Origin of the sequence: Streptococcus sp. CF7_Ac1-12 (assembly GCF_024295905.1) — a bacterium.
GTDB lineage: Bacteria > Bacillota > Bacilli > Lactobacillales > Streptococcaceae > Streptococcus > Streptococcus mitis_AP.
This window is the reverse complement of sequence record NZ_JANCPG010000002.1, coordinates 1-22,152: the sequence shown is the minus strand read 5'-3', so window position 1 is coordinate 22,152 and position 22,152 is coordinate 1. Positions and strand designations below refer to the sequence as shown.

Genomic DNA, 22,152 nt, shown 5'->3' with positions numbered 1-22,152 from the left:
TGTAATTTATTTTTTATGCTAGACTGGTAGAAAATATTTTTAAATGGAGGAGAAGTATGGAATCAATCTTTTTAAAACTATCCCAGTATCCAATAATGGAGACTAAGCGTTTATTGCTTAGACCTGTAACTTTGGATGATGCGGAAGCAATGTTTGCCTATGCTTCGGACAGAGAAAATACACGTTACACTTTTCCAACCAATCAAAGCTTGGAAGAAACCAAAAATAATATTGCTCAGTTCTACTTGGCCAATCCCTTGGGACGCTGGGGAATAGAACTAAAAAGCAATTGTCAGTTTATCGGAACCATTGATTTGCACAAGATTGATCCTGCTCTTAAGAAGGCAGCTATTGGCTACATTATCAATAAAAAGTATTGGAATCAAGGATTGACGACAGAAGCCAACCGTGCCGTGATTGAGCTAGCTTTTGAGAAGATAGGGATGAATAAGTTGACTGCCCTTCACGATAAGGACAATCCTGCATCTGGAAAGGTCATGGAGAAATCAGGCATGCGTTTTTCCCACGAAGAATCTTATGCTTGTATGGACCAGCATGAAAAAGGTCGAATCGTTACAAGAGTTCATTATGTCTTGACCAAGGAAGACTATTTTGCAAATAAATAAGCAGTTGAGAAGAATTTTTCAACTGTTTTTTCTTCCTTTTACGAATAATCTAAGAGAGGAGAAAATATGGAAGAAATTATCGAGAAAATCAAAGAGTATAAAATCATTGTCATCTGTACTGGTCTAGGCTTGCTTGTTGGCGGATTTTTCCTGCTGAAGCCAACTCCACAAACACCTGTCAAGGAAACGAATTTGCAGGCAGAAGTAGCAGCTGTTTCCAAGGATTCGGTATCCGAAAAGGAAGTGAAGAAGGAAGAAAAGGAAGAACCTGTTGAACAAGAACTAATCACAGTAGATGTGAAAGGCGCTGTCAAATCTCCAGGTATTTACGATTTGCCGGTAGGTAGTCGGGTCAATGATGCGGTTCAAAAGGCTGGTGGCTTGACAGAGCAAGCAGACAGCAAGTCGCTCAATCTAGCTCAGAAAGTCAGTGATGAGGCTCTGGTTTACGTTCCCACTAAGGGAGAAGAAGCAGCTAGTCAACAGACTGCTTCTGGGACAGCTTCTTCAACAAGCAAGGAAAAGAAAATCAATCTCAACAAGGCCAGTCTGGAAGAACTCAAGCAAGTCAAGGGTCTGGGAGGAAAACGAGCCCAGGATATTATCGACCATCGCGAAGCAAATGGCAAGTTCAAGTCAGTAGACGAGCTCAAGAAGGTCTCTGGCATTGGTGCCAAGACCATAGAAAAGCTAAAAGACTATGTTACAGTGGATTAAAAACATCCCCACTCCCCTAATTTATCTGAGTTTTCTATTGCTTTGGCTTTATTACGCTATTTTCTCAGTATCCTATCTTGCTTTATTGGGCTTTGTTTTTCTGCTAGTCTGTCTCTTTATCCAATTTCCTTGGAAATTAGCAGGTAAAGTTCTAGTGCTTTGTGGAGTCTTTGGATTCTGGTTCCTGTTTCAAAATTGGCAACAGAGTCAAACTAGTCAAAATCTGGTGGATTCTGTTGAAAGGGTACAGATTTTGCCTGACACTATTAAGGTAAATGGCGATAGTCTGTCCTTTCGTGGTAAGTCTGATGGACGCATTTTTCAAGTCTATTATAAACTCCAGTCCGAGAATGAAAAAGAGCAATTTCAAGCCTTAACAGATCTTCATGAGATAGAACTAGAAGGAAAACTTTCGGAGCCAGAGGGGCAGAGGAATTTTGGTGGATTTAACTATCAAGCCTATCTGAAGACTCAGGGAATTTACCAGACTCTCAATATCAAAAAAATCCAGTCACTTCAAAAGGTTGGCAGTTGGGATATAGGAGAAAATCTGTCGAGTTTACGCCGTAAGGCTGTGGTTTGGATTAAGACGCACTTTCCAGATCCTATGCGCAATTACATGACGGGGCTTCTATTAGGACATCTGGACACCGACTTTGAGGAGATGAATGAGCTTTATTCCAGTCTAGGAATTATCCATCTTTTTGCCTTGTCAGGTATGCAGGTAGGCTTTTTCATGGATGTTTTTAAGAAACTTCTCTTGCGATTGGGCTTGACCCAAGAAAAGTTGAAATGGCTGATCTATCCCTTTTCCCTTATCTATGCGGGACTAACAGGATTTTCAGCATCAGTTATTCGCAGTCTATTGCAGAAGCTACTGGCTCAACATGGTGTTAAGGGTTTGGATAATTTTGCCTTGACTGTGCTTGTACTCTTTATTATCATGCCCAACTTTTTCCTGACTGCTGGAGGAGTTTTGTCCTGCGCTTATGCTTTTATCTTGACTATGACCAGCAAAGAAGAGGAGGGGCTCAAGGCTATTGCCAGAGAAAGTTTAGTCATTTCCTTAGGAATATTGCCCATTCTATCCTTCTATTTTGCAGAATTTCAACCTTGGTCTATCCTTTTGACCTTTGTCTTTTCCTTTCTATTTGACTTGGTCTTCTTACCGCTCTTGTCTATCTTATTTGCCCTTTCCTTTCTCTATCCAGTCATTCAGTTGAACTTTATCTTTGAATGGTTGGAGGGAATGATTCGCTTGGTATCACAGGTGGCAAGTAGACCTCTGGTCTTTGGACAACCCAATGCATGGCTTTTAATCCTATTGTTAATTTCCTTGGCTTTAGTTTATGATTTGAGGAAAAACATTAAAAAGCTAACAGTATTGAGCTTATTGATTACAGGTCTTTTTTTCTTGACCAAGTATCCACTGGAAAATGAAATCACCATGCTGGATGTCGGGCAAGGAGAAAGTATTTTCCTACGGGATATAACTGGTAAAACCATTCTCATAGATGTCGGTGGCAAGGCAGAATCTGATAAGAAAATCGAAAAATGGCAAGAAAAGGCGACGACCAGCAATGCCCAGCGAAGCTTGATACCCTATCTTAAAAGTCGTGGAGTAGCCAAGATCGACCAGCTAATTTTGACCAACACAGACAAGGAGCATGTTGGAGATTTATTGGAGGTGACTAAGGCATTCCATGTAGGGGAGATTTTAGTATCAAAAGGCAGCCTGAAACAGAAGGAATTTGTAGTGGAACTACAAGCGACTCAAACCAAGGTTCGTAGTGTGTCATTGGGAGAAAACTTGCCGATTTTTGGAAGTCAGTTAGAAGTCCTATCTCCAAGGAAAATTGGAGATGGAGGGCACGATGATTCCCTGGTTCTTTATGGGAAACTTTTGGATAAGCACTTTCTCTTCACAGGAAATTTGGAGGAGAAAGGAGAGAAGGAATTGCTGAGGCAATATCCTGACTTAGAGGTGGATGTTTTGAAAGCTGGCCAACATGGTTCTAAAAATTCATCAACTTCAGCCTTTTTAAAACATCTCAAACCAGAGATCACTCTCATTTCAGTTGGAAAGAATAATCGAACGAAACTCCCCCATCAGGAAACCTTGACTCGACTGGAAACTATCAATAGCAAAGTATATCGAACTGACCAGCAAGGAGCTATACGCTTTAAAGGGTGGAATAGTTGGAAAATAGAAAGCGTTCGATAGGAAGGATAAATACTATATATTAGTAAAATAAACTAAAAATCTGTTGCATAATAATGATAAAAACGATATAATGAAAGCGTCCTCAATATTAATGATATAAAACCATTAAAAATTAGTAAAAACCGTTTAATTAGTTAGTTTATGATCTATTGGTTTTTTCAGTCCAGTGTATCTACTGTGAGCGTCTTTAAAACTTATCGGTATGCTTGAAATACCTACTATAGGTCTAGTATGAATTACTACAGATATAGCTATATTAACGTTCTGTCATGATCTCGTTATTATAGCTATTCTGAGTATAAAGTTGGTTCTGGTTTGAATTACAATCGTTATGAGGTACTAAACTACTACAGCGGAGGCTATTAATCCTTAAAGAGTGATAAAAGGAGGGCTAGATATGTTGCAGCTTACTCATGTGACCTTAAAAACGCGACAAGTCATCTTACAAGATGTTGATTTTACATTTGAAAAGGGTAGGATTTATGGTATTCTTGCTATCAATGGCTCTGGAAAGACGACCCTGTTCCGCGCCATTAGCAATTTAATTCCTATAAGTAGTGGAAATATCGCAGCCCCTCCTTCTTTATTTTATTATGAAAGCGTTGAATGGCTGGATGGAAACTTAAGTGGGATGGACTACCTTCGTCTTATCAAAAACATCTGGAAGTCAGGTCTGAACTTGAGGGATGAAATTGCCTATTGGGAAATGTCAGACTATATCAGCCTTCCTATTCGCAAGTATTCCTTAGGCATGAAGCAACGCTTGGTGATTGCCATGTATTTCCTCAGTCAGGCGAAATGCTGGCTTATGGATGAGATTACAAATGGCTTAGATGAGTATTATCGACAGAAGTTTTTTGATAGGCTAGTACAAATCGATAGACAAGAACAGCTGGTTCTTTTAAGTTCCCACTATAAGGAAGAGTTGGTTGATGTCTGCGATAGAGTAGTAACCATTCATCAGGGGCAGATAGAAGAGGTTTAGTTTATGAAAGATGTTAGTCTATTTTTATTGAAAAAAGTTTTCAAAAGTCGCTTAAACTGGATTATCTTAGCTTTATTTGTATCTGTACTCGGTGTTACCTTTTATTTCAATAGTCGGACTGCAAACTCAGTCAGCTTGGAGAGAGTTGGAAACCCGTCTTGTAAAAGATGAGAGAGTCATCAATGAATATGAAGAGAAACTCTCCCAAATATCTGATACCAACTCGGAGGAATACCAGACTGCTAAAATTAATTTAGAATCGCAAAAAAATCTTTTGACTCAAAAGAAAGAAATTCTGGCTTTGTTAAAAGAAGGACGATGGAAAGAAGCCTACTATTTGCAGTGGCAAGATGAAGAGAAGAATTATGAAAGGATATCAAATACCCCGACTTCTAGCTCTGAAATAAAAATGGGGGCTGACCGCGAGCGAAAGATTTACCAAGCCTTATATCCCTTGAACATAAAAGTGCACAATTTAGATTATCCGACCCACGGGATTGATCAGATTGTCTGGATTTTAGAGGTTATCATCCCAAGCTTGTTTGTGATTGCTATTATTTTTATGCTAACGCAACTATTTGCAGAAAGATATCAAAATCATTTGGACACAGCTCAGTTATATCCTTTTTCAAAAGTGACATTTGCAATATCTTCTCTTGGAGTTGGAGTGGGATATGTAACTGTGCTGTTTATCGGAATCTGTGGATTTTCTTTTCTAGTGGGAAGTCTGATAAGTGGTTTTGGACAGTTAGATTATCCCTACCCGATTTATAGCTTAGTGAATCAAGAGGTAACTATTGGAAAGATACAAGATGTGTTATTTCCTGGCTTGTTATTAGCTTTCTTAGCCTTTATCGTCATTGTGGAAGTTGTGTATCTGATTGCTTACTTTTTCAATCAAAAAATGCCTGTACTCTTTCTTTCACTCATTGGGATTGTTGGCTTATTGTTTGGCATCCAAACAATTCAGCCTCTTCAAAAGATTGCACATCTGATTCCCTTTACTTACTTACGTTCAGTGGATATTTTATCTGGAAGATTACCTAAGCAAATTGATAATGTCAATCTGAATTGGAGCATGGGGATGGTCTTACTTCCTTGCCTGATTGTCCTTTTGTTAGTGGGGATTCTATTTATCGAAAGATGGGGAAGTTCACGGAAAAAGGAAGTTTTTAATAGACTCTAGCTTTCCTATACAGAAAATAAGAAAAAACTAACATAGAGAGGGAATCACCTTGGTTCTCTCTTTTTGATTCGAAAACCAAGACAAACTGCAAACAGAAACTTTTCAAAAAAATAACTTTTTATCTTGACAAGGGCTAGAAAACTTGGTATCATATAAAAGTTGAGAAAAGCAGAAGTGAGAGCTTCTCGCCTTGTGACATCAAGTTGCCTGGCCCTACGGATGAAAAGTTTCTAAGAAACGCTATCATAACGTGCGGGCTTGTATATTTACGAGTCCGCTATTGTTTTTCTCTAATAAAACAAAAGAGGTGAAAACCATAGCAAAGCAAGACTTATTCATCAATGATGAGATTCGTGTACGTGAAGTTCGCTTGATCGGTCTTGAGGGAGAACAGTTAGGTATCAAGCCACTCAGTGAAGCGCAAGCTTTGGCTGATAACGCTAATGTTGACCTAGTGTTGATTCAACCCCAAGCCAAACCGCCTGTTGCAAAAATTATGGACTACGGTAAGTTCAAATTTGAGTACCAGAAGAAGCAAAAAGAACAACGTAAAAAACAAAGTGTTGTTACCGTGAAAGAAGTTCGTCTAAGTCCAACGATTGACAAGGGTGACTTTGATACAAAACTTCGCAATGCACGCAAATTCCTTGAAAAAGGAAATAAAGTTAAGGTATCTATTCGCTTTAAGGGTCGTATGATTACCCATAAAGAGATTGGTGCAAAAGTTTTAGCCGAGTTTGCTGAAGCAACTCAAGATATTGCCATCATCGAACAACGTGCTAAAATGGATGGACGTCAAATGTTCATGCAATTGGCGCCAGCGACTGACAAAAAATAATTGTCAGAAAGTTAAATAAAGGAGAAAAAATCATGCCAAAACAAAAAACACACCGCGCATCAGCTAAACGTTTCAAACGTACAGGTTCTGGTGGACTTAAACGTTTCCGTGCTTACACTTCTCACCGTTTCCACGGAAAAACTAAGAAACAACGTCGTCATCTTCGTAAAGCATCTATGGTGCATTCAGGAGATTACAAACGTATCAAAGCAATGCTTACTCGCTTGAAATAATAGCTTGACTGTAAGTAAACAATTCTAGGAAATATTTGGAGGAAATAAAACATGGCACGTGTTAAAGGTGGCGTTGTATCACGCAAACGTCGTAAACGTATTCTTAAATTAGCAAAAGGTTACTATGGAGCTAAACACATCTTGTTCCGTACTGCAAAAGAACAAGTAATGAACTCTTACTACTATGCATACCGTGACCGTCGTCAGAAAAAACGTGACTTCCGCAAATTGTGGATCACTCGTATCAACGCGGCAGCTCGTATGAACGGACTTTCATACTCACAATTGATGCATGGTTTGAAATTGGCTGAGATCGAAGTTAACCGTAAAATGCTTGCTGACTTGGCTGTTAACGATGCAGCAGCTTTCACAGCTCTTGCAGATGCAGCGAAAGCAAAACTTGGTAAATAATAACAGATAAGACTGGAACAGGATTGTCCCAGTCTTTTTAAAAATAAAGGAGAAAAATATGGCTTCAAAAATGCTACACACTTGTTTACGAGTAGAAAATCTTGAAAAATCAATTGCATTTTATCAAGATGCTTTTGGTTTTAAAGAATTGCGCCGCAGAGATTTTCCAGATCATGCCTTCACGATCGTTTATCTAGGACTTGAGGGTGACGACTATGAGTTGGAGTTGACTTACAATTACGATCACGGTCCTTATGTGGTTGGAGATGGATTTGCCCATATCGCCCTAAGTACCCCTGATCTTGAGGCGCTTCATCAAGAGCACAGTGCCAAAGGTTATGAAGTTACTGAGCCAAATGGTCTACCAGGAACTGCACCTAACTATTACTTTGTCAAGGATCCTGATGGATATAAGGTAGAAGTCATTCGTGAAAAATAATCTCATGAAGTCAAGTGGAATGTTCGTTTTCTACTTGACTTTTTTAAGCTGAAAGAGTATACTAGTAAAAATTTAACCTTTAAGGGGAGTCCCGAGAGACTCACAAGGTGTCAGATAAAAGAATAGTACAATTTTCTAGAGGAGTCTTTTTGAGTGTGCTCTCTTGTGTTGTACGATTTTAACTGAGGCCTTGCACAAGCAAGGTCTTTTCTTTATCTGGTCCCCTTAAAATTTAAGGAGGAAAAGTCATGAATCCCACATGTAAGAAACGTTTGGGTGCAATTCGTTTGGAAACCATGAAGGTGGTCGCACAAGAGGAAATCGCGCCAGCAATCTTTGAATTAGTCCTAGAAGGGGAAATGGTTGAGGCTATGCGAGCAGGCCAATTTCTTCATCTTCGTGTGCCTGATGATGCCCATCTTTTGCGTCGCCCTATTTCAATTTCGTCTATTGATAAGGCAAATAAGCAGTGTCATCTTATTTATCGAATTGAAGGGGCTGGGACAGCTATTTTCTCAACCTTAAGTCAGGGAGATACTCTTGATGTGATGGGTCCTCAGGGAAATGGTTTTGACTTGTCTGACCTAGATGAGCAGAGCCAGGTTCTCTTAGTTGGAGGTGGGATTGGTGTTCCGCCCTTGCTTGAAGTAGCCAAGGAATTGCATGCACGTGGTGTGAAAGTAGTGACTGTCCTCGGTTTTGCGAACAAGGATGCTGTTATTTTAGAGACGGAATTGGCCCAATATGGGCAGGTCTTTGTAACGACAGATGATGGTTCTTATGGTATTAAGGGAAATGTTTCCGTTGTTATCAATGACTTAGACAATCAATTTGATGCTGTTTACTCATGTGGGGCGCCTGGAATGATGAAGTATATCAATCAAACCTTTTATGACCACCCAAGAGCTTATCTATCTCTGGAATCTCGTATGGCTTGTGGGATGGGGGCTTGCTATGCCTGCGTCCTAAAAGTGCCAGAAAGCGAGACGGTTAGCCAACGCGTCTGTGAAGATGGGCCTGTTTTCCGCACAGGAACAGTTGTATTATAAGGAGAAAATCATGACTACAAATCGTTTACAAGTTTCTCTACCTGGTTTGGATTTGAAAAATCCTATCATTCCAGCATCAGGCTGTTTTGGTTTTGGACAAGAGTATGCCAAGTACTATGATTTAGACCTTTTGGGTTCTATTATGATCAAGGCGACAACCCTTGAACCACGCTTTGGCAATCCAACTCCAAGGGTAGCAGAGACACCTGCTGGTATGCTCAATGCAATTGGCTTACAAAATCCTGGTTTGGAAGTTGTTTTGGCCGAAAAGTTACCTTGGCTGGAAAGAGAATATCCAAATCTTCCTATTATCGCCAATGTTGCGGGTTTTTCAAAACAAGAGTATGCTGCTGTTTCTCGAGGAATTTCTAAAGCAGCTAATGTAAAGGCTATCGAGCTCAATATTTCTTGCCCCAATGTAGATCACTGTAATCATGGACTTTTGATTGGTCAAGATCCAGATTTAGCTTATGATGTGGTGAAAGCGGCTGTGGAAGCCTCTGATGTACCAGTTTATGTCAAACTAACCCCTAGTGTGACCGATATCGTTACTGTCGCAAAGGCAGCAGAGGATGCGGGAGCAAGTGGCTTGACCATGATCAATACTCTAGTTGGTATGCGCTTTGACCTCAAAACCAGAAAACCAATCTTGGCAAATGGAACAGGTGGAATGTCTGGTCCAGCAGTCTTTCCAGTAGCCCTCAAACTCATCCGCCAAGTAGCCCAAACAACAGACCTGCCTATTATTGGAATGGGAGGAGTGGATTCGGCAGAAACTGCCCTAGAAATGTATCTGGCTGGAGCCTCTGCTATCGGAGTTGGAACAGCCAACTTTACCAATCCATATGCCTGTCCTGATATCATCGAAAATCTACCAAAGGTTATGGACAAATACGGCATTAGTAGTCTGGAAAATCTCCGCAAGGAAGTAAAAGAGTCTCTGAGATAAACTGCAATCAATCTGTTCTTGATTTTTTATCAGTTTGTAATGTTGATTATAGAGAATTTTGATACAATAAAATGGAAAGAACAGAGGAAGAAAGTTTATGAAGAAATTGAGATTTGTTTTTTTAGCTTTGCTATTTTTCTTAGCCAGACCAGAAGGTGCAATGGCTAGCGATGGTACTTGGCAAGGAAAACAATACCTGAAATCAGATGGCAGTCCAGCAGCGAATGAGTGGATTTTTGATGCTCACTATCAATCTTGGTTTTATATAAAAGAAGATGCCAACTATGCTGAAAATGAATGGCTGAAACAAGGTGACGACTATTTTTACCTCAAATCTGGTGGCTATATGGCCCAGTCAGAATGGGTAGAAGATAAGGGAGCCTTCTATTATCTTGACCAAAATGGAAAGATGAAAAGAAACGCTTGGCTAGGAGCTTCCTATGTCGGTGCATCAGGTGCCAAGGTAATAGAAGAATGGGTCTATGATTCTCAATACGACGCTTGGTTTTATATCAAAGCAGATGGACAACACGCAGAGAAAGAATGGCTCCAAATCAAAGGGAAAGACTATTATTTCAAATCTGGTGGTTATTTGCTGACTAGTCAGTGGATTGAGCAGGCTTATGTGAATGCTAGTGGGGCAAAAGTACAGCAAGGTTGGCTTTTTGACAAACAATACCAATCTTGGTTTTATATCAAAGAAAATGGAAATCATGCTGATAAAGAATGGATTTTCGAAAATGGCCATTATTATTATTATCTAAAATCTGGTGGCTATATGGCAGCCAATGAATGGATTTTGGATAAGGAGTCATGGTTTTATCTAAAATCTGATGGCAAAATGGCTGAGAAAGAATGGGTATACGATGCTAAAAGTCAAGCCTGGTATTACTTCAAATCTGGCGGTTACATGGCAAAAAACGAGATTATTGATGGTCATCAGCTAGGAAGCGATGGAAAGTGGCTTGTAGAAAAAGCAACAAACGAAAATGCTGCTTATTATCAAGTAGTGCCTGTCACAGCAAATGTCTATAATGCAGATGGTGAAAAACTCTCCTATATATCGCAAGGTAGTGTTGTCTGGCTAGATAAGGATAGAAAAAGTGATGACAAGCGCCTAGCTATTATTATTTCTGGTTTGTCAGGCTACATGAAAACAGAAGATTTACAAGCGCTAGATACTAGTAAGGATTTTATCCCTTATTATGAGAGTGATGGACACCGTTTTTATCACTATGTAGCTCAGAATGCTAGCATTCCAGTAGCTTCTCATCTTTCTGATATGGAAGTAGGTAAGAAATATTATTCGGCAGATGGACTGCATTTTGATGATTTTAACCTTGAAAATCCCTTCCTTTTCAAAGATTTGACAGAGGCTACAAATTACAGTGCTGAGGATTTGGATAAGGTATTTAGTTTGTTAAATATTGATAACAGCCTCTTGGAAAATAAGGGAGCTACCTTTAAGGAAGCCGAAGAACATTACCATATCAATGCCCTCTACCTCCTTGCTCATAGCGCCTTAGAAAGCGACTGGGGACGTAGCAAGATTGCCAAAGATAAGAACAATTTCTTTGGCATTACAGCCTATGATACGACACCTTACCTTTCTGCTAAAACATTTGATGATGTGGATAAGGGAATTTTAGGTGCAACCAAGTGGATTAAGGAAAATTATATCGATAGGGGCAGAACCTTCCTTGGAAACAAGGCTTCTGGTATGAATGTGGAATATGCCTCAGACCCTTATTGGGGAGAAAAAATTGCTAGTGTGATGATGAAAATCAATGAGAAACTAGGTGGCAAAGATTAGTCCCATTGTTGGATATGATTTGACTGAACAGTAAGTTAAAAATCCTGATTTCAAGTAAATCAGGATTTTTTCATGGATGCGATTTTTTCTGGATCTGGTGTGACACGGAGGGTCTTTTGTCCGGTATAGGTTACAAAACCGGGTTTTCCACCTGTTGGTTTGTTGAGTTTCTTGACTTCAATCATATCTACCTGAACCAGATTTGACAGGCGACCTTGAGAGAAGTAGGCGGCTAGTTCTGCCGCGTCTGTCTTAACTTCATCGGAAGGGTCAAGATTGCCTGAGATGACAACATGGCTTCCAGGAATATCCTTGGCATGGAACCAAAGTTCCTCCTTGCGGGCCATTTTAAAGGTTAGCTCCTCGTTTTGAAGATTGTTTCTACCGACATAGATGATGGTTTTGCCATCGCTTGCTAGATATTGTTCTGGTTTTTTACGTTTATGGACTTTCTCCCGTTGTCTTCTGCGGATAAAGCCAGTTTGGATCAATTCTTCACGAATTTCAGCGATTTCTTCCAGTCCAGCTTGGTTGAGGACGGTTTCGACACTTTCCAGATAGAGAATGGTTGCCTTGGTTTCTTCAATCAGATCAGTTAAGTATTTGACAGCTTCTTTTAGTTTCTGGTACCGTTTAAAATAGCGTTGGGCATTCTGGTTGGGAGTCAGAGCCTTATCAAGCGCAATCGTGATAGGTTGGTTGGTGTAGTAGTTGTCTAGAATAACCCGGTCTTGGTCGTTAGGCACTTGGTGGAGGAAGGTTGTTAGCAATTCCCCTTTTTGACGAAATTCTTCAGCATTGTCTGTCGCTAGTAACTCTTTTTCTTGTTTTTTAAGCTTATGTCGATTTTTTTGAAGTTCATTTTCAACACGACGAATGAGTTCACTGGCTTGCTGTTTGACACGGTCGCGTTCAGCCTTATCCTTATAGTAGGTGTCCAACAAATCAGAAAGACTGGCAAAAGGCTCTCCCACCTGATTAGCAAAAGGAACTGGGCTGAAGGAAGTCTCAGTCAAGCACGGCTTGGTTTCTTGATTGAAAAAGTTACGGAAAGTAGATAGTTTATCACTAATCAGAATGCTTTCCAATTCATTTGCCGTATCACGTCCCAGACCTTGAAAGAGGCTTTGAAGGTTTTTAGCTGTTGTTTCCTGTGTTTGCAGGATTTCAAAGAGTTTCTCGTCCTTGATCGTAAAAGGATTGAGAGATTCGGTATTTGGCGGAGCGATATAGGTCGACCCAGGCAGCAAGGTGCGGTAGCTATTTTGTGAAAAGCCGACGTGTTTAATGACTTCGAGAATTTTATGACTACTCTTATCAACCAGTAGAATATTACTGTGTTTCCCCATGATTTCGATAATCAAGGTAGCCTGAATATGGTCTCCAATCTCGTTTTTATTGGAAACCGTTATTTCCACAATTCGGTCATTTTCCACTTGCTCAATCGACTCAATCAGGGCACCCTGCAAATATTTTCTCAAAACCATGATAAAGGTAGAAGGTTGGGCTGGATTTTCAAAAGTCGTTTGGGTCAGCTGAATGCGTCCAAAAACTGGGTGAGCAGAAAGGAGCAGGCGATGACTTTGGCGATTGCTACGGATTTGCAAGACCAACTCTTGTTCAAAAGGTTGATTGATTTTCTGGATGCGACCGTTCACTAACTCTCTTTGCAATTCCTCAACCATGTGGTGTAAAAAAAATCCGTCAAATGACATCGTTCTCTCCTTGTGATTGTATTCCATAGTATTATATCAAAAAGGTAGAATAAAATCATGGAAATGTGGTATAATAAAGCCAAGTAAAGAGAAACGAGAAGCACATGTATATTGAAATGGTAGATGAAACTGGTCAAGTTTCAAAAGAAATGTTGCAACAAACCCAAGAAATTTTGGAATTTGCAGCCCAAAAATTAGGCAAAGAAGACAAGGAGATGGCAGTTACCTTTGTGACTAATGAACGTAGTCATGAACTCAATCTGGAGTACCGTGACACAGACCGTCCGACAGATGTCATCAGCCTTGAGTATAAACCAGAGTTGGAAATTGCCTTTGACGAAGAGGATTTGCTTGAAAATCCTGAATTGGCAGAGATGATGTCTGAGTTTGATGCCTATATTGGGGAATTGTTCATCTCTATCGATAAGGCTCATGAGCAGGCCGAGGAATATGGCCATAGCTTTGAGCGTGAGATGGGCTTCTTGGCAGTACACGGCTTTTTACATATCAACGGCTATGATCACTACACTCCGGAAGAAGAAGCGGAGATGTTCGGTTTACAAGAAGAAATTTTGACAGCCTATGGACTCACAAGACAATAAACGAAAATGGAAAAATCGTGACCTGATAGCCAGTTTAGAATTTGCCATCACAGGGATTTTGACTGCTATCAAGGAAGAACGCAATATGCGAAAACATGCAGTGACGGCTCTTGTAGTCATTCTTGCAGGTTTTGTTTTTCAGGTGTCACGAATCGAATGGCTCTTTCTCCTATTGAGCATTTTCTTGGTAGTAGCCTTTGAAATTATCAATTCTGCTATTGAAAATGTGGTGGATTTGGCCAGTCACTATCACTTTTCCATGCTGGCTAAAAATGCCAAGGATATGGCGGCTGGCGCGGTATTAGTGGTCTCTCTTTTCGCAGCCTTAACAGGCGCATTGATTTTTCTCCCACGAATCTGGGATTTGTTATTTTAAACAGTAAGAGGAAATTATGACTTTTAAATCAGGCTTTGTAGCCATTTTAGGACGTCCCAATGTTGGGAAGTCAACTTTTTTAAATCACGTTATGGGGCAAAAGATTGCCATCATGAGTGACAAGGCGCAGACGACGCGCAACAAAATCATGGGAATTTACACGACTGATAAGGAGCAAATCGTCTTTATCGATACACCAGGAATTCACAAGCCCAAGACAGCCCTCGGAGATTTCATGGTTGAATCCGCCTACAGCACTCTCCGTGAAGTGGATACAGTTCTATTTATGGTTCCAGCTGATGAAGCGCGTGGCAAAGGGGACGATATGATTATCGAACGCCTCAAGGCTGCCAAGGTTCCTGTGATTTTGGTTGTGAACAAGATCGATAAGGTTCATCCAGACCAGCTTTTGTCTCAGATTGATGATTTCCGTAACCAAATGGATTTTAAGGAAATCGTTCCAATCTCAGCTCTTCAAGGGAATAACGTCTCTCGTCTAGTGGATATTTTGAGTGAAAATCTGGACGAAGGTTTCCAATATTTTCCAGCTGACCAAATCACAGACCATCCAGAACGTTTCTTGGTTTCAGAAATGATTCGCGAGAAAGTCTTGCACCTAACTCGTGAAGAGATTCCTCACTCAGTTGCTGTAGTGGTTGATTCGATGAAGCGAGATGAAGAGACAGACAAGGTTCACATCCGTGCAACTATCATGGTCGAGCGCGATAGTCAGAAAGGGATTATCATAGGTAAAGGTGGCGCTATGCTTAAGAAAATCGGTAGCATGGCTCGTCGTGATATTGAACTCATGCTAGGAGACAAGGTCTTCCTAGAAACCTGGGTCAAGGTCAAGAAAAACTGGCGTGATAAAAAGCTAGATTTGGCTGACTTTGGCTATAATGAAAAAGAATACTAAGTAGAGGTGGGCTCATGCCTGCTTCTTGTTTTTACAGAAGGAGGACTTATGCCTGAATTACCTGAGGTTGAAACCGTTCGACGTGGCTTGGAAAAATTGATTTTGGGTAAGAAGATTTCGAGTGTAGAAATTCGCTATCCCAAGATGATTAAGACGGATTTGGACGAATTTCAAAAGGAGGTGCCTGGTCAGATTATTGAGTCAATGGGACGTCGTGGTAAATATTTGATTTTTTACCTGACAGACAAGGTCTTGATTTCCCATTTGCGGATGGAGGGCAAGTATTTTTACTATCCGGACCAGGTTCCTGAACGCAAGCATGCCCATGTTTTCTTCCAGTTTGAGGACGGTGGGACACTTGTTTATGAGGATGTACGCAAGTTTGGTACTATGGAACTCTTGTCTCCTGACCTTTTGGATGCCTACTTTATTTCTAAAAAACTAGGTCCTGAGCCAAAAGAGTCAGACTTTGATGTGCAAGTCTTTCAAGATGCTCTAGCCAAGTCAAAAAAGCCTATCAAATCCCATCTCCTAGACCAGACTTTGGTAGCTGGCCTTGGTAATATCTATGTGGATGAGGTTCTCTGGCGAGCTCAGGTTCATCCAGCAAGATCTTCTCAGACTTTGACAGTAGAAGAAACGACAGCTATTCATGACCAGACCATTGCTGTTTTGGGACAGGCTGTTGAAAAAGGTGGTTCCACCATTCGGACCTATACCAATGCCTTTGGGGAAGACGGAACCATGCAGGATTTTCATCAGGTCTATGACAAGGCTGGTCAAGAATGTGTACGCTGTGGCACCATCATTGAAAAAATCCAACTAGGCGGACGTGGAACTCACTTTTGTCCTCAGTGCCAAAGGAGGAATTGATGGGAAAAATCATTGGAATCACAGGAGGAATTGCCTCTGGTAAGTCAACCGTGACAAATTTTCTAAGAAAGCAAGGCTTTCAAGTAGTGGATGCCGACGCAGTCGTCCACCAACTACAGAAACCTGGTGGTCGTCTGTTTGAAGCTCTAGTCCAGCACTTTGGTCAAAAAATTATCTTAGAAAATGGAGAACTTAATCGCCCTCTCCTAGCTAGTCTTATCTTTTCAAATCCTGAAGAACGAGAATGGTCTAAGCAAATTCAAGGAGATATTATCCGTGAGGAACTAGCTACATTAAGAGAGCAATTGGCTCAGACAGAAGAGATTTTCTTCATGGATATTCCCCTACTTTTTGAGCAGGACTACAGTGCTTGGTTTGATGAGACTTGGTTGGTCTATGTGGATAGAGATGTCCAAGTAGAACGCTTAATGAAAAGGGATCAGCTATCCAAGGATGAAGCTGAGTCTCGTCTGGCAGCCCAGTGGCCTTTAGTGAAAAAAAAAGATTTGGCCAGCCATGTTTTAAACAACAATGGAAATCAAAATCAGCTTCTAACTCAGGTGCTTACCCTTCTTGAGGGAGGTAAGTAAGATGACAGAGATTAATTGGAAAGATAATCTGCGCATTGCCTGGTTTGGTAATTTTCTGACAGGAGCCAGTATTTCCTTGGTTGTGCCTTTTATGCCCATCTTTGTAGAAAATTTAGGTGTAGGGAGTGATTAAGCTGCTTTTTATGCAGGTTTAGCTATTTCTGTCTCTGCCATTTCTGCGGCACTTTTCTCTCCTATCTGGGGCATCCTTGCTGACAAATACGGTCGAAAACCCATGATGATTCGGGCTGGCATGGCCATGACCATTACTATGGGAGGCTTGGCTTTTGTCCCAAATATTTATTGGTTAATCTTTCTGCGTTTACTGAATGGTGTATTTGCAGGTTTTGTTCCTAATGCCACAGCCTTGATAGCCAGTCAGGTTCCCAAGGAGAAATCAGGCTCTGCTCTCGGTACTTTGTCTACAGGAGTAGTAGCAGGTACTTTAACTGGTCCTTTTATCGGTGGCTTTATCGCAGAATTATTTGGCATTCGTACTGTCTTTTTACTGGTTGGTAGTTTTCTCTTCTTAGCCGCTGTTTTGACTATTTTCTTTATCAAGGAAGATTTTCAACCAGTAGCAAAAGAAAAAGCCATCCCAACAAAGGAATTATTTACATCAGTTAAATATCCCTATCTCTTGGTCAATCTCTTTCTGACCAGTTTTGTCATCCAATTTTCAGCCCAATCGATTGGCCCTATTTTAGCACTTTATGTGCGCGACTTAGGCCAGACAGAGAATCTTCTCTTTGTGTCAGGTTTGATTGTATCCAGTATGGGCTTTTCCAGCATGATGAGTGCAGGAGTCATGGGAAAGCTAGGTGACAAGGTGGGGAACCATCGCCTCTTGGTTGTAGCCCAGTTTTATTCAGTCATCATCTATCTCCTCTGTGCCAATGCCTCTAGTCCCCTTCAACTAGGACTCTATCGTTTTCTCTTTGGCTTGGGAACCGGTGCCTTGATTCCTGGAGTTAATGCCCTTCTCAGCAAGATGACACCCAAAACCGGAATTTCGAGGGTCTTTGCCTTCAATCAGGTATTCTTTTATCTGGGAGGTGTCGTTGGTCCTATGGCAGGTTCTGCAGTAGCAGGTCAATTTGGCTACCATGCAGTCTTCTATGCGACAAGCCTTTGTGTGGCCTTTAGTTGTCTCTTTAACCTGCTTCAATTTCGAACATTATTAAAAGTAAAGGAAATCTAGTGCGAGTAAAAATTAATCTCAAATGCTCCTCTTGTGGCAGTATCAATTACCTAACCAGTAAAAATTCAAAAACTCATCCAGACAAGATTGAGGTTTTAAAGTATTGCCCCAAGGAAAGAAAAGTAACCCTACATCTTGAATCTAAGTAGATTTTATGGTAAAATAATAAGGATTTTAAGGAGTTTGATATGTATAACCTATTATTAACCATTTTATTAGTATTATCTGTTGTGATTGTGATTGCGATTTTCATGCAACCAACCAAAAACCAATCCAGCAATGTATTTGATGCCAGCTCAGGTGATTTGTTTGAACGCAGTAAAGCACGCGGTTTTGAAGCTGTAATGCAGCGTTTGACAGGGATTTTAGTCTTTTTCTGGCTAGCCATTGCCTTAGCATTGACGGTATTATCAAGTAGATAAGAAAATAATGGGCAGGACTAGGTCTTTGCCTCTTTTTATTTTTAAAAGATATTTTAGAAGGTTTTACAGTAAAAGAAAATAAAAAAATCTAGAAAGAAAATATGAAAGATAGAATAAAAGAATATTTACAAGACAAGGGAAAGGTAACTGTCAATGACTTGGCTCAGGCTTTGGGAAAAGACGGATCCAAGGATTTTCGTGAGTTGATCAAAACCTTGTCCCTAATGGAAAGAAAGCACCAGATTCGCTTTGAAGAAGATGGTAGTCTGACATTAGAAATTAAGAAAAAACATGAGATTACTCTCAAAGGGATTTTTCATGCTCATAAAAATGGCTTTGGTTTTGTCAGCCTAGAAGGCGAGGAGGACGACCTTTTTGTAGGGAAAAACGATGTCAACTATGCTATTGATGGAGATACCGTTGAGGTCGTGATAAAGAAAGTAGCTGACCGAAACAAGGGAACTGCTGCCGAAGCCAAAATTATTGATATCTTAGAACATAGTTTGACAACTGTTGTCGGTCAAATCGTTCTAGATCAGGAAAAGCCCAAGTATGCCGGCTATATCCGTTCGAAAAACCAGAAAATCAGTCAACCGATTTATGTTAAGAAACCAGCCCTTAAACTGGAGGGAACAGAAGTTCTCAAGGTCTTTATCGACAAATACCCGAGCAAGAAACATGATTTCTTTGTTGCTAGTGTTCTCGATGTAGTGGGTCATTCAACAGATGTCGGAATTGATGTTCTTGAGGTCTTGGAATCAATGGATATTGTCTCAGAATTTCCAGAAGCTGTTGTTAAGGAAGCAGAAAGTGTGCCTGATGCTCCGTCTCAAAAGGATATGGAAGGTCGTCTGGATCTAAGAGATGAGATAACTTTTACCATTGACGGTGCAGATGCTAAGGACTTGGACGATGCGGTGCATATCAAGGCCTTGAAAAATGGCAATCTGGAACTCGGAGTTCACATCGCAGATGTTTCCTACTATGTGACCGAGGGTTCTGCTCTTGACAAGGAAGCCCTTAACCGCGCGACTTCTGTTTACGTGACAGACCGAGTGGTTCCAATGCTTCCAGAGCGTTTGTCAAATGGCATCTGCTCCCTCAATCCTCAAGTTGATCGCCTGACCCAGTCTGCCATTATGGAGATTGATAAACAGGGTCGTGTGGTCAACTACACCATTACTCAAACGGTTATCAAGACAAGCTTCCGTATGACCTATAGTGATGTCAATGATATCCTAGCTGGAGACGTGGAAAAGAGACAAGAATATCAGAAAATTGTTCCTAGTATCGAACTTATGGCTAAGCTTCATGAAACTTTAGAAAACATGCGTGTGAAACGTGGAGCCCTCAATTTTGATACCAATGAAGCTAAGATTTTAGTGGACAAGCAAGGTAAGCCTGTTGATATCGTTCTTCGTCAGCGTGGTGTTGCCGAGCGCATGATTGAGTCCTTTATGTTGATGGCCAATGAAACAGTTGCCGAGCATTTCAGCAAGCTGGATTTGCCTTTTATTTATCGAATTCACGAGGAGCCAAAGGCTGAAAAGGTTCAGAAGTTTATTGATTATGCTTCAAGTTTTGGCTTACGCATTTATGGGACTGCCAGTGAGATTAGCCAGGAGGCACTTCAAGACATCATGCGTGCTGTTGAGGGAGAACCTTATGCAGATGTATTGTCCATGATGCTTCTTCGCTCTATGCAGCAGGCTCGCTATTCGGAGCACAATCACGGCCACTATGGATTAGCGGCTGACTATTACACTCACTTTACTAGTCCGATTCGTCGTTATCCAGATCTTCTTGTTCACCGTATGATTCGTGATTACGGCCGTTCTAAAGAAATAGCCGAGCATTTTGAACAAGTGATTCCAGAGATTGCGACCCAGTCTTCCAACCGGGAGCGTCGTGCCATTGAGGCTGAACGTGAAGTCGAAGCCATGAAAAAAGCTGAGTACATGGAGGAATATGTAGGCCAAGAGTACGATGCTGTTGTATCAAGTATTGTTAAATTCGGTCTCTTTGTTGAATTGCCAAATACGGTTGAAGGCTTGATTCACATCACCAATCTACCTGAATTTTATCATTTCAACGAACGTGATTTGACTCTGCGTGGAGAAAAATCAGGAACAACCTTCCGTGTAGGGCAACAGATTCGTATCCGAGTTGAAAGAGCCGACAAGATGACTGGTGAAATTGACTTCTCTTACATCCCAAGTGAGTTTGATGTGATTGAGAAGGGCTTGAAACAATCTAGTCGTAGTGACAGAGGGCGTGGTTCAAGTCGTCGTTCAGATAAGAAGGAAGACAAGAGAAAATCAGGACGCTCAAATGATAAGCGCAAGCATTCACAAAAAGACAAGAAGAAAAAAGGAAAGAAATCTTTTTATAAGGAAGTAGCTAAGAAAGGAGCCAAGCATGGCAAAGGGCGAGGGAAAGGTCGTCGCGCAAAATAAAAAGGCGCGCCACGACTATACAATCGTAGATACGCTAGAGGCAGGGATGGTCCTGACTGGAACTGAAATCAAGAGTGTGCGAGCAGCTCGAATCAATCTCAAGGATGGCTTTGCTCAAGTGAAAAATGGAGAAGTTTGGTTGAGCAATGTTCATATCGCACCTTACGAAGAGGGTAATATCTGGAATCAAGAACCAGAACGTCGTCGCAAACTCCTACTCCATAAAAAGCAAATCCAAAAATTGGAGCAAGAGACCAAAGGGACAGGAATGACCCTGGTTCCCCTTAAGGTCTATATCAAAGATGGTTATGCTAAGCTTCTTTTAGGACTTGCCAAAGGGAATCATGACTATGACAAACGTGAGTCAATTAAGAGACGTGAGCAGAATCGCGATATTGCGCGCGTGATGAAAGCAGTCAACCAGCGATAAAAAGAGGAATGAAAATGGAAAAACTAGTTGCCTATAAACGTATGCCCTTGTGGACGAAAGAAACCATGCCAGAGGCGGTTCAGCAGAAACACAATACCAAGGTAGGGACTTGGGGTAAGATTACTGTTTTAAAAGGAACTCTCAAGTTTATTGAATTGACAGAGGATGGTGAGCCTCTAGCTGAGCATCTCTTTGAAGCCGGAGCCGACAATCCCATGGCACAACCTCAAGCTTGGCATCGAGTGGAGGCTGCCACAGATGATGTGGAATGGTATTTGGAATTTTATTGTAAACCTGAGGATTATTTCCCTAAAAAATACAATACCAATCCAGTTCATTCAGAGGTCTTAGAGGCTATGCAGACAGTAAAACCAGGGAAAGCCTTGGATTTGGGCTGTGGTCAAGGCCGTAACTCTCTCTTTCTAGCCCAGCAAGGTTTTGATGTGACAGCTGTCGATCAAAATGAACTGTCCCTTGAAATCTTGCAAAGCATTGTTGAGCAGGAAGATTTGGATATGCCTGTTGGTCTTTACGATATCAATTCAGCCAGCATTGGGCAAGAATATGATTTCATCGTATCGACAGTTGTTTTGATGTTTTTGCAAGCAGACCGCATTCCTGAAATTATCAAAAATATGCAGGAGAAAACTACTGTTGGTGGCTACAATCTTATCGTCTGTGCCATGGACACGAAGGATTATCCTTGCTCGGTTAACTTCCCATTTACCTTTAAAGAAGGGGAATTGGCTGAATACTACAAGGACTGGGAAATGGTTAAGTACAATGAAAATCCAGGCCATCTTCACCGTCGCGATGAGAATGGCAATCGTATTCAACTACGCTTTGCGACCATGCTAGCTAAAAAAATCAAATAATACTCTTCGAAAATCTCTTCAAACCACGTCAGCGTCGCCTTACCGTACTCAAGTACAGCTTGCGGCTAGCTTCCTAGTTTGCTTTTTGATTTTCATTGAGTATAAACATGAATAGAGATTAGGAGAATATCCGGATCTTTAAAAAATGCTAAATGTTATAAAAAAATAATATTTCTGACAATATAATTTTTATTTCAAGAAACTCTATAATAATAGAACAAAATCA

22 protein-coding genes, 2 pseudogenes and 1 other annotated feature are annotated in these 22,152 nt (G+C 40.8%); of the genes and pseudogenes, 23 read left to right on the top strand and 1 reads right to left on the bottom strand.

All coding sequences use genetic code 11. The features are described 5' to 3' along the window. Positions 1-56 precede the first annotated feature (56 nt). The 12 genes and pseudogenes from NMM17_RS01180 to NMM17_RS01125 all read left to right on the top strand — a co-directional run bounded on the left by NMM17_RS01180 (position 57) and on the right by NMM17_RS01125 (position 11,470). Positions 57-626, top strand: a complete 570-nt coding sequence (locus tag NMM17_RS01180) for a GNAT family N-acetyltransferase (RefSeq protein ID WP_000443736.1) — start codon at positions 57-59, stop codon at positions 624-626. A 66-nt stretch (positions 627-692) separates the two neighbouring features. Further along, positions 693-1,343, top strand: a complete 651-nt coding sequence (locus NMM17_RS01175; protein ID WP_000391067.1) for a helix-hairpin-helix domain-containing protein — start codon at positions 693-695, stop codon at positions 1,341-1,343. Continuing rightward, positions 1,327-3,567 (top strand): DNA internalization-related competence protein ComEC/Rec2, encoded by a 2,241-nt coding sequence (locus NMM17_RS01170; protein WP_000942439.1) that lies wholly within the window; start codon positions 1,327-1,329, stop codon positions 3,565-3,567. Before NMM17_RS01175 ends, NMM17_RS01170 begins: the two co-directional genes overlap by 17 nt. Positions 3,568-3,964: 397 nt before the next feature. Beyond that, complete coding sequence (locus tag NMM17_RS01165) at positions 3,965-4,552, top strand: ATP-binding cassette domain-containing protein (RefSeq protein WP_000939888.1); 588 nt, start codon at positions 3,965-3,967, stop codon at positions 4,550-4,552. 3 nt (positions 4,553-4,555) lie between these two features. Continuing rightward, positions 4,556-5,738 (top strand): annotated as a pseudogene (locus NMM17_RS01160) (hypothetical protein). Positions 5,739-5,898: 160 nt separating this feature from the next. After that, positions 5,899-6,030, top strand: a sequence feature (ribosomal protein L20 leader region). 15 nt (positions 6,031-6,045) lie between these two features. Beyond that, a complete protein-coding gene (gene infC, locus NMM17_RS01155; protein WP_000848180.1) occupies positions 6,046-6,576 on the top strand; it encodes a translation initiation factor IF-3 in 531 nt (176 codons plus the stop codon). Positions 6,577-6,608: 32 nt separating this feature from the next. Next, positions 6,609-6,809 carry a 50S ribosomal protein L35 gene (rpmI, locus tag NMM17_RS01150; RefSeq protein WP_001125943.1) on the top strand — a complete coding sequence of 67 codons (201 nt, stop codon included), beginning with the start codon at positions 6,609-6,611 and terminating at the stop codon, positions 6,807-6,809. Between the two features lie 51 nt (positions 6,810-6,860). Beyond that, positions 6,861-7,220, top strand: a complete 360-nt coding sequence (rplT, locus tag NMM17_RS01145; RefSeq protein WP_000124834.1) for a 50S ribosomal protein L20 — start codon at positions 6,861-6,863, stop codon at positions 7,218-7,220. 58 nt (positions 7,221-7,278) lie between these two features. Then, a complete protein-coding gene (locus NMM17_RS01140; RefSeq protein ID WP_000157153.1) occupies positions 7,279-7,659 on the top strand; it encodes a VOC family protein in 381 nt (126 codons plus the stop codon). A 248-nt stretch (positions 7,660-7,907) separates the two neighbouring features. Continuing rightward, on the top strand, positions 7,908-8,708 hold the full coding sequence (locus tag NMM17_RS01135) for a dihydroorotate dehydrogenase electron transfer subunit (RefSeq protein ID WP_254753680.1): 801 nt from the start codon (positions 7,908-7,910) through the stop codon (positions 8,706-8,708). After that, on the top strand, positions 8,671-9,657 hold the full coding sequence (locus NMM17_RS01130) for a dihydroorotate dehydrogenase (RefSeq protein WP_176607577.1): 987 nt from the start codon (positions 8,671-8,673) through the stop codon (positions 9,655-9,657). The genes NMM17_RS01135 and NMM17_RS01130 overlap by 38 nt, the downstream gene beginning before the upstream one ends. A 97-nt stretch (positions 9,658-9,754) precedes the next feature. Then, positions 9,755-11,470 carry a glucosaminidase domain-containing protein gene (locus tag NMM17_RS01125; RefSeq protein WP_254753679.1) on the top strand — a complete coding sequence of 572 codons (1,716 nt, stop codon included), beginning with the start codon at positions 9,755-9,757 and terminating at the stop codon, positions 11,468-11,470. A gap of 59 nt (positions 11,471-11,529) precedes the next feature. On the opposite strand, the gene pavA is transcribed toward NMM17_RS01125, so the two are convergent. Beyond that, a complete protein-coding gene (gene pavA / locus NMM17_RS01120; RefSeq protein WP_254753678.1) occupies positions 11,530-13,185 on the bottom strand; it encodes an Rqc2 family fibronectin-binding protein PavA in 1,656 nt (551 codons plus the stop codon). Between the two features lie 104 nt (positions 13,186-13,289). Between pavA and ybeY the strand changes: the two genes are divergently transcribed. The 11 genes and pseudogenes from ybeY (at position 13,290) to tehB (ending at position 21,926) form a co-directional block, all read left to right on the top strand. Further along, the gene (gene ybeY, locus NMM17_RS01115; protein ID WP_000275156.1) at positions 13,290-13,787 is read left to right on the top strand and encodes an rRNA maturation RNase YbeY; all 498 of its coding nucleotides are present in this window, start codon (positions 13,290-13,292) and stop codon (positions 13,785-13,787) included. Next, positions 13,768-14,163 (top strand): diacylglycerol kinase family protein, encoded by a 396-nt coding sequence (locus NMM17_RS01110; RefSeq protein WP_254753677.1) that lies wholly within the window; start codon positions 13,768-13,770, stop codon positions 14,161-14,163. Before ybeY ends, NMM17_RS01110 begins: the two co-directional genes overlap by 20 nt. A 16-nt stretch (positions 14,164-14,179) precedes the next feature. Further along, a complete protein-coding gene (gene era, locus NMM17_RS01105; protein WP_000143256.1) occupies positions 14,180-15,079 on the top strand; it encodes a GTPase Era in 900 nt (299 codons plus the stop codon). Positions 15,080-15,127: 48 nt separating this feature from the next. Then, complete coding sequence (mutM, locus tag NMM17_RS01100) at positions 15,128-15,952, top strand: DNA-formamidopyrimidine glycosylase (protein WP_254753676.1); 825 nt, start codon at positions 15,128-15,130, stop codon at positions 15,950-15,952. Continuing rightward, positions 15,952-16,542: a dephospho-CoA kinase gene (gene coaE, locus NMM17_RS01095; protein WP_254753675.1), complete on the top strand. Its 591-nt coding sequence runs from the start codon at positions 15,952-15,954 to the stop codon at positions 16,540-16,542. Before mutM ends, coaE begins: the two co-directional genes overlap by 1 nt. A 1-nt stretch (position 16,543) precedes the next feature. Next, positions 16,544-17,743 (top strand): annotated as a pseudogene (locus NMM17_RS01090) (multidrug efflux MFS transporter). Further along, positions 17,743-17,892: a 50S ribosomal protein L33 gene (gene rpmG, locus NMM17_RS01085; RefSeq protein WP_001809104.1), complete on the top strand. Its 150-nt coding sequence runs from the start codon at positions 17,743-17,745 to the stop codon at positions 17,890-17,892. Before NMM17_RS01090 ends, rpmG begins: the two are co-directional and overlap by 1 nt. Before the next feature lie 39 nt (positions 17,893-17,931). Beyond that, a complete protein-coding gene (gene secG, locus NMM17_RS01080) occupies positions 17,932-18,165 on the top strand; it encodes a preprotein translocase subunit SecG (protein WP_000282517.1) in 234 nt (77 codons plus the stop codon). A 101-nt stretch (positions 18,166-18,266) separates the two neighbouring features. Continuing rightward, entirely contained in the window at positions 18,267-20,621 is a 2,355-nt protein-coding gene (gene rnr, locus NMM17_RS01075) for a ribonuclease R (RefSeq protein ID WP_254753674.1), read from the top strand. Next, on the top strand, positions 20,584-21,051 hold the full coding sequence (gene smpB, locus NMM17_RS01070) for an SsrA-binding protein SmpB (protein WP_254753673.1): 468 nt from the start codon (positions 20,584-20,586) through the stop codon (positions 21,049-21,051). Before rnr ends, smpB begins: the two co-directional genes overlap by 38 nt. A 14-nt stretch (positions 21,052-21,065) precedes the next feature. Then, positions 21,066-21,926 carry an SAM-dependent methyltransferase TehB gene (gene tehB / locus NMM17_RS01065; RefSeq protein WP_254753672.1) on the top strand — a complete coding sequence of 287 codons (861 nt, stop codon included), beginning with the start codon at positions 21,066-21,068 and terminating at the stop codon, positions 21,924-21,926. Positions 21,927-22,152: the final 226 nt, after the last annotated feature.